This is a genomic window from Saccharomonospora azurea NA-128 (assembly GCF_000231055.2).
Lineage (GTDB): Bacteria > Actinomycetota > Actinomycetes > Mycobacteriales > Pseudonocardiaceae > Saccharomonospora > Saccharomonospora azurea.
This window is the reverse complement of sequence record NZ_CM001466.1, coordinates 3,201,170-3,207,787: the sequence shown is the minus strand read 5'-3', so window position 1 is coordinate 3,207,787 and position 6,618 is coordinate 3,201,170. Positions and strand designations below refer to the sequence as shown.

10 protein-coding genes are annotated in these 6,618 nt (G+C 71.0%); 5 read left to right on the top strand and 5 right to left on the bottom strand.

Annotated elements, in window-relative coordinates:
* Positions 1-194 (bottom strand): hypothetical protein (locus SACAZDRAFT_RS23845; protein ID WP_005442939.1); only part of this gene is annotated, 194 nt, incomplete at its 3' end.
* 661 nt (positions 195-855) lie between these two features.
* On the opposite strand from SACAZDRAFT_RS23845, the gene yczE reads away from it, so the two are divergent.
* Complete coding sequence (gene yczE / locus SACAZDRAFT_RS14600; RefSeq protein ID WP_037295549.1) at positions 856-1,485, top strand: membrane protein YczE; 630 nt, start codon at positions 856-858, stop codon at positions 1,483-1,485.
* Between the two features lie 10 nt (positions 1,486-1,495).
* Here the strand turns inward: yczE and SACAZDRAFT_RS14595 are convergent, their stop codons facing one another.
* Both SACAZDRAFT_RS14595 and SACAZDRAFT_RS14590 read right to left on the bottom strand, forming a co-directional pair.
* On the bottom strand, positions 1,496-2,020 hold the full coding sequence (locus SACAZDRAFT_RS14595; protein WP_005442937.1) for a Clp protease N-terminal domain-containing protein: 525 nt from the start codon (positions 2,018-2,020) through the stop codon (positions 1,496-1,498).
* Positions 2,020-2,229: an HTH domain-containing protein gene (locus SACAZDRAFT_RS14590; protein WP_005442936.1), complete on the bottom strand. Its 210-nt coding sequence runs from the start codon at positions 2,227-2,229 to the stop codon at positions 2,020-2,022. Before SACAZDRAFT_RS14590 ends, SACAZDRAFT_RS14595 begins: the two co-directional genes overlap by 1 nt.
* Before the next feature lie 29 nt (positions 2,230-2,258).
* Between SACAZDRAFT_RS14590 and SACAZDRAFT_RS14585 the strand changes: the two genes are divergently transcribed.
* Both SACAZDRAFT_RS14585 and SACAZDRAFT_RS14580 read left to right on the top strand, forming a co-directional pair.
* Positions 2,259-3,107 carry a protein phosphatase 2C domain-containing protein gene (locus tag SACAZDRAFT_RS14585; RefSeq protein ID WP_005442935.1) on the top strand — a complete coding sequence of 283 codons (849 nt, stop codon included), beginning with the start codon at positions 2,259-2,261 and terminating at the stop codon, positions 3,105-3,107.
* Positions 3,108-3,142: 35 nt separating this feature from the next.
* Positions 3,143-3,859 (top strand): DUF998 domain-containing protein, encoded by a 717-nt coding sequence (locus tag SACAZDRAFT_RS14580; protein WP_037295544.1) that lies wholly within the window; start codon positions 3,143-3,145, stop codon positions 3,857-3,859.
* A gap of 174 nt (positions 3,860-4,033) precedes the next feature.
* Here SACAZDRAFT_RS14580 and SACAZDRAFT_RS14575 read toward each other — a convergent pair whose 3' ends face one another.
* Positions 4,034-4,513: a hypothetical protein gene (locus tag SACAZDRAFT_RS14575; RefSeq protein ID WP_005442931.1), complete on the bottom strand. Its 480-nt coding sequence runs from the start codon at positions 4,511-4,513 to the stop codon at positions 4,034-4,036.
* Positions 4,514-4,722: 209 nt separating this feature from the next.
* Between SACAZDRAFT_RS14575 and SACAZDRAFT_RS14570 the strand changes: the two genes are divergently transcribed.
* Positions 4,723-4,932, top strand: coding sequence for a hypothetical protein (locus SACAZDRAFT_RS14570; protein ID WP_005442929.1), 210 nt, complete (start codon positions 4,723-4,725; stop codon positions 4,930-4,932).
* Positions 4,929-6,260, top strand: coding sequence for a cytochrome P450 (locus SACAZDRAFT_RS14565; protein WP_005442927.1), 1,332 nt, complete (start codon positions 4,929-4,931; stop codon positions 6,258-6,260). Before SACAZDRAFT_RS14570 ends, SACAZDRAFT_RS14565 begins: the two co-directional genes overlap by 4 nt.
* On the opposite strand, the gene SACAZDRAFT_RS14560 is transcribed toward SACAZDRAFT_RS14565, so the two are convergent.
* Positions 6,233-6,430: a hypothetical protein gene (locus tag SACAZDRAFT_RS14560; protein WP_040927996.1), complete on the bottom strand. Its 198-nt coding sequence runs from the start codon at positions 6,428-6,430 to the stop codon at positions 6,233-6,235. The genes SACAZDRAFT_RS14565 and SACAZDRAFT_RS14560 overlap by 28 nt on opposite strands.
* Positions 6,431-6,618 lie beyond the last annotated feature (188 nt).

Here is a 6,618-nt window from a genome sequence, read left to right as displayed (position 1 = left end):
GGTCCTGTCTCGCGGCAGTCGTCCCGCACGCAGTCCGCGCCCACCGGGTCGGCCCACCACGCCGACCCGGGCTCCGACAGCTCGGAAGCGCGCGGAGGCGACTCGTCGCGTCCCTCCGGGCCCGCCGCGCCGTCGCCCGCCGCGCCGGCGTCCGTCGCGGCGCCGTCGCACCCCACGGCGTCGCCCCACGACAACAATCCCCACGCGCACCGCGGCGAACACGGCGTCCTCGGCGACGTTCCCACGGTGACCCAGCTGCGTCTCCTCGGTGTCAGCCGCGATCACGACATCGTCGGTCTCGGGCGAGAAGCCGCGCTACCCACGACCTCCCCTGACTGAGCCTGCTCGGTAGCCGGTGCCGCGCGACGTCTCGCGAGGCTCACCGGCGACGGTCACATCCCTGGACTGTCGTTTACCGAGAGGTCGTCCCGTGTATTCCACACTTCCCGCCCGGCCGAACGCGCCCGGCCGTGACGGGTCATGGTCTCGACTCCACGATGCCCCCGTGGCTTCGAGGCCCCGCGGGTGCACGTCGGCGGTTTCCGCCCACCGCGCCGGGCGGAAACCCCGCACCGACGTGCACCTGAGCCGAAGGGGGTTTCCGGCATTGCGAGGGGCGATGCCGGAAGCGGCCCGCGGCACCCGTGCCCTTCCCCGGGCACGGTGACGAGCCGGTGCGCCGGATGCCACACCGTCCTTTTCCCTGGAGTGACGGCCTGATCTCGCATCCGGCGCACCGGCGGTCCCCCGGTTCACACCTCACGTGTCGCAGCCCACGCCGTGTCGGGCAAAGGACCGGTTGATTGGCTCTTCCGGCCGTCCCGCTCGCTGGTCATAGTGGGCGACGTGGCCTCGGTGAAATCCCCCGTCGAACTCAGTCCCGTTCCCGTCACCACGGCTCCGGCCGTCCGGTTGACCCAGCTCCTGCTGGGTCTGGCCTGTTACGGCACGAGCATGGCGATGATGACCCGCTCGGGACTCGGGCTGAATCCCTGGGACGTCCTGCACGAAGGCGTCGCCGACCGCACCGGGCTCACGTTCGGCACGGTCACCGCGTTGACCGGCGTCGTGGTGCTCGCGGCGTGGATCCCGCTACGGCAACGCCCCGGCATCGGCACGGTGGCGAACGTCCTCGTCATCGCCGTGGTCGTCGACCTGGTGCGAGCGGTGCTGCCGCAACCGCAGCACCTGGTGTGGCAGGGGGCCCTGCTACTCGGCGGCATCGTCCTGAACGGGCTCGCGACGGCCGTCTACGTCGGAGCGCGTCTCGGTCCCGGCCCCCGCGACGGCCTCATGACGGGCCTGTCGGCGCGCACGAACTGGTCGGTTCGTGCGGTCCGCACCGCGATCGAGGTCGTCGTCCTGGCGACCGGGTGGCTGCTCGGCGGCACGGTCGGTCTCGGCACCGTGCTGTACGCGCTGGCCATCGGTCCGCTGACGCAGTTCTTCCTGCCGCACGTCACGTGGTCGCCGAAGCGCAGGTGAGGGGTGCCAGTCACCGCCGCTGCAGGTGCCTGTGCACCGCGGTCGTGGTGACCCCGGCATCCGCCAGCACGTCGGCGACCGGACCCTGAACGCCGAGGGCACCCAGGAGGACGTGGTCCACAGTGATCCGCTTCTCGCCGAGGTTCCTCGCCTCCTCCAGCGACCGCAGCAACACGCGCCTCGCCGCATCGCTGAAGGGCATGTGGTGGAAGAACTTCCGGCGCCGCCTGCCGGTGACGTCGTCCTGGCCGCCCAACTGCGCGAGCACGTGATCCACGTCGATTCCGACGGCGGCCAGAGCGTCGACCTCGGTGTCACTGAGCCCTCCACGTCGACGCACCTTGTCGAACTCCGCCTCGACCGCGTCCGCCGCCACACCGTTCTCCTCGAGCACCCGGTGCACCACCCCGACGGGCCGGCGAAGGAGTGCACACGCCAGGTGGACCGCGTCGACGTGCTCGCTTCCTTGCTCCACGGCGATGGCCTGGGAACCGACGACCACATCCTTGACGACTCGATCGAACCTCTCGAACATCAACGCCTCCCGTGCTTTTTGTGGACGGCCTGCCGCGTGACGCCCAACGCGTCCGCGATCTCCTGCCAGGACCAGCCCTGCGTCCGCGCGCTGCGCACCTGGACCGCTTCGAGTTGTTCCAGGAGCCGACGCAGCGCCGCCACCGCACGCAACCCGATCTTCGGGTCGCGGTCGCCGGCCCTGGCCGCGAGTTCGGTTGCTTCACCCATGGTGTCAACCTACGTTGACACCTCCGGTCATGTCAACTCAGGTTGACAGTCGCTACGGTCGGTTCGTGCCTCGCATCGACATCGCCGAACGCCCCGGGGTGGGACTCGACGGCACCCCCCGCCCCACCGAGGACCGCGTCGTGGTCCACACCGACGGCCCCGACGCTTCCGCCGGCACCGCGGTGGTATTGGACGGCGCCACCGAGACACGGCGCGGCGTTCCGAGCGGAGGCTGGTACTCCCGCCTGCTCGCGGAGGCGATCGAGCGACGCCTGCGGACGGACGCGGGCGAGGACCTCGACACCCTTCTCTCGGAAGCGATCTCGGCGCTGGCGCGGGAACACGACCTGACTCCGCGACGCGCTCCGTCGAGCACGGTCGCGATGGTGCGCTGGACCAATGAGCACGTCGAGGCGCTGGTCCTCGCCGACAGCCCCGTGGTCGTGTTCACCGAGGCCGGCGCCGACGTGGTGCACGACGACCGGTTGGACCGGCTGAGGGCGGCGGGGGCGCTGCGCACGCGGGAGGCGGTCGACCGGCTCCGCAACAGCGAGCACGGCTTCTGGGTCGCCGAAGCCGTGCCGGAGGCGGCTTCCCACGCGCTGCGGCGCCGCTGGCCCCGAACGGCGGTGGACGCGGCGGTGCTGGCCACCGACGGCGTGTCGGCAGGGGTCGACACCTACGGCGTCCTGGACTGGCCCGGACTGCTGCGACGGGCACGCGCTCATGGAGCCGAGGCCGTCCTGGACACGGTGCGACAGGCGGAGATCGACGACAGCGACCGAGTGCGGTGGCCTCGCTCGAAACAGCACGACGACCAGGCCCTCGTGGTGATCGATTTCCAGCGCGGCCAGGGAGATTTCAGGGGTGATCCCTGAGGACAGCCCTCCGCACCGTGGGCAAGATCGGTGTTATGGGGCAACTGGGGACGAATGCGACAACAGTAGAGAGCGCCCCTGCTCGGGTGCGCGCCTGGACGTTCGCCGCCACCGCCGCACTGGGGTGGGCACTCTTCACGCTGACGATCCTGCATCTCGTGAGCTCGTTCGACCCCCTCACCGACCCGGTGAGCCGCTACGCCTTCACCGACGAGGGGCAGGGAATGCTGGAAGCCAGCCTCCTGTCCTTCGCCGTCGGCGTCCTCGCGGTCCGCGGCACACTGGCCGCGGCGGGCCTCCGCATCAGCCGGACCACCACGGTCCTCGTCGTCGCCGCGGCCGGGGGCCTGGTCGCCGCCGCGCTGTTCCCGGCGGCGTTCGAGTCGGACGTCGACCCGGTGAGCGGCCTGATCCACCAGTACGGCAGCCTGCTCGCGTTCCTCTGCGTGCCCGGCATCGCGCTGTCACTGCTGGACCAGTTGCGTGACTCGCCCGACGCCGCCCACCAGGCCGCGCGGCGTGGACTGCAGCGGGTGGTGTGGCCGTCGATCGGCCTGCTCGTCCTGTTCGGCGCGAGTTACGTCGCCGACAAGCTCTCGGGCGGCCCTCCACCGCTGTCGACCTTGCTGACCCTGCTCGACCTGTTGCCGGAGGCGCTGATCCAACGCGGAGTGTTCCTCGCGGACTTCGTCCTGCTCGCCGCGCTGCTGACGCTCGCGAACCGGGTCGTGCGGGCGCGGGTGTCCCGGTAACCCGATCGGCGGACCTGTGTCGCCCATCCGCTCGTCTCCGATTCGCGACGCTCCGGTCACGCAGTGCAGCATTGTCGCGTGGGTCTCACCGTCACCGCGCCCGGAGCGCGCTCGGAGTCGCCCGTTCCCGGATCCGTCCGGCAACGGGCCGACAGCCGAGCGCACGCGGCGCGGTCAGTTGAGCTGGTCCTCGATGGTGGGGCTCAGCCGTGGGTCCCGCCCCTGTTGTCCCGGGACGGGGGTCACGACGGGACCCCGTTGCAGCTGGATGTTGGTACCGCTCGCCGGGTCGGGGCTCTGCCGCGGCCGCGAGTACAGCTCGTCGGTGGCCCGGGCGTCGTGCATCTGCGACATGACGGCCATCGTCACCGCGTGCACGAGGGCGAGGAGCAGCAGCAGGACACCGAGGTTGCCGATGACCGCGCGGACGGTGTGCCCGCCGAAGCTGAAGTCCAGCACCGACAGCAGTGCCAGGAAGCCGAACATGACGAGGTGGAACAGAACCGTGACGAGTTTGGCCATCGAGTTGACGGAGTCACCGTTTGAGTCCACATCGGACAGGTAACGCTTTCCACTGCGGTAGAGCATCTGACCGTCGGCAACGATCATGATCAAACCCAGGGCGATGAACGCGAGGTAAGCGTCGGTACCCACGTCAGCCTCCTTTCTCCCGACCAGCGAGCCACCTCACGGCTCGTACCCAGTCGCCTGCTCCGGGAAACCAGACGTGTAACGCCGCCACCCAGCGGGTACGTGTCGGTCGCGGCGGGAGAAACCGCTGTCGTCGACCCCAATCGACACCCAATCGACACCCGACAGAACCGACCTCGCGCCCGCCGGACGACAACGAAACGGGAGCACTCGTGAACACGACACACACCTCGACGGCCCCGAGCCAGAACCCCCGCCCGGTGCTGCCGTACACGGAGGAGCCGGACCCTGAGCAGCGCCGCAGGGCGGTGCGCGCCGTCGCGTCGGCCGCCGTCGACGCCGAGGACTGCGCCGAGCTGCTCGACGCGCTGGGACTGCACCCCGAAGAGGGCCGGCCAGTGCCCAGCCAGCGCACTCGATGACGAGTCGCGCCGGCCTGCTCGACACAGCCGGAGTGGTCGGCGGGGTGGTGGCTCCGACACTCGCGGTCGGCGTGCTCAACCGCCGGCCCCGGGTGATGGCGCTGGCCGACCGACTGCACCTCGACCGGATGGCACTGCGTGTGCTGCAGCGACTACGGGCCCGGCATGGCGCCGGGCCCGTTCTGCTGCCTGTGCCCGGTCGCCGCATCGCGGTGCTACTGGAGCCCGACGACGTCGCGCGGGTGCTCGACGCCACGCCGTCGCCGTTCAGCCCCGCCGCCTGGGAGAAGCGCCGGGCACTCGAACACTTCCAGCCCCACGCCGTCCTCACGACACCGATGCCGCAGCGGGAGCCCCGCCGCCACTACAACGAGGTCGTGCTGGAGGCCGGGCACGCCGAGCACTCGCTGGCCGAACGCCTCCGCGACGTCGTCGCACACGAGGTGGGGCAGCTGCTCGGCGAGAGCGACAGGCTCGACTGGCCGCGCTTCGAGCGCGCGTGGTGGCGGATCGTGCGGCGGCTCGTGCTCGGCGACCAGGCCCGCGACGACACCGAGGTCACCGACGCGTTGGCGGCCCTGCGCTCACGCGGCAACTGGGCGTTCCTGCTGCCGCAAGCCCACGAACGCCGACGCCGATTCCAGCAGCGCCTGGACGAGCACCTGGAACGAGCCGAGCCGGGCAGCCTCGCCGCCGTGATCGCGCGTACTCCCGCGGACGACGGCGTCGACCCGTACGGGCAGGTGCCGCACTGGTTGTTCGCCTTCGACGCGGCGGGAATGGTCTCCCTGCGCACGTTGGCGCTGCTCAGCGTGCATCCCGAGCACGCCGCGACAGCGAGGAAGGAGATCGCGGACGGCGAGGCCGGCCTGCCGTTCCTGCGCGCGTGCGTGCTGGACGCCGTTCGCCTCTGGCCGACGACACCGGTGCTGCTGCGCGAGAGCACCACGGTGACCTCCTGGCGCGGCACGACCTTGCCGTCGAACACGCTGTTCTTCACGTTCACGCCGTTCTTCCACCGCGATCGCGCGCTGGTGCCGTTCGCCGACCGGTTCGCCCCGGACGCGTGGCTCGACGGCCGGGCCGGCGCACTGCCCGCGCTCGTGCCGTTCAGCGACGGGCCGGGCCGCTGCCCCGGGGAGAACCTCGTGCTGCTGGTGACCAGCACGCTGCTGGCCGAACTGCTGCGCGCGGGCGACTACCGGCTGCTGGCGCCGACGACGTTGCGGTCACGCACCCACGCACACGACCGGCTGCCCGCGACGCTGGACAACTTCGGGCTGCGCTTCGCCCGCACGGCTCAGGAAGCGAGCCCGAGCTCGCCGTAGATCACGCAGTCGCAGCCGCCCTCGACCTCGTCGCACCGGATCACGAGGGTGTGCCGCAGGAGCACCGCGTCGACGCAGTCGGGTTCGGTGCACTCCACGCCGCCGTCGACGTGCACCAGCACGGTGCCGTGGCAGTGGTCGAGACCGGTCCGGCAGCTCACACACGTCATGCCCGTCTTGGTACCACCCGGCCCCGACACGCTCGTGTCCGACACGCCCGCAACGAGGCGCTCGACACGGCCTGGCGCGGCTCCGCTCGCGACGACACGAGAGCGCGCTGCCATCTTGACCACGCCCACTTCAGCGGTAACGTTTCCTTAGAGCGACAACGACGTTCCGCAAAGCGGAAAGCAGGTGG

Coding starts and splice junctions, on each gene's coding strand:
- SACAZDRAFT_RS14595 (WP_005442937.1), bottom strand. CDS start 2,020: ATGTTCGAGAGGTTCGATCGAGTCGTCAAGGATGTGGTCGTCGGTTCC.
- SACAZDRAFT_RS14590 (WP_005442936.1), bottom strand. CDS start 2,229: ATGGGTGAAGCAACCGAACTCGCGGCCAGGGCCGGCGACCGCGACCCG.
- SACAZDRAFT_RS14585 (WP_005442935.1), top strand. CDS start 2,259: ATGTCAACTCAGGTTGACAGTCGCTACGGTCGGTTCGTGCCTCGCATC.
- SACAZDRAFT_RS14580 (WP_037295544.1), top strand. CDS start 3,143: ATGGGGCAACTGGGGACGAATGCGACAACAGTAGAGAGCGCCCCTGCT.
- SACAZDRAFT_RS14565 (WP_005442927.1), top strand. CDS start 4,929: ATGACGAGTCGCGCCGGCCTGCTCGACACAGCCGGAGTGGTCGGCGGG.
- SACAZDRAFT_RS14560 (WP_040927996.1), bottom strand. CDS start 6,430: ATGACGTGTGTGAGCTGCCGGACCGGTCTCGACCACTGCCACGGCACC.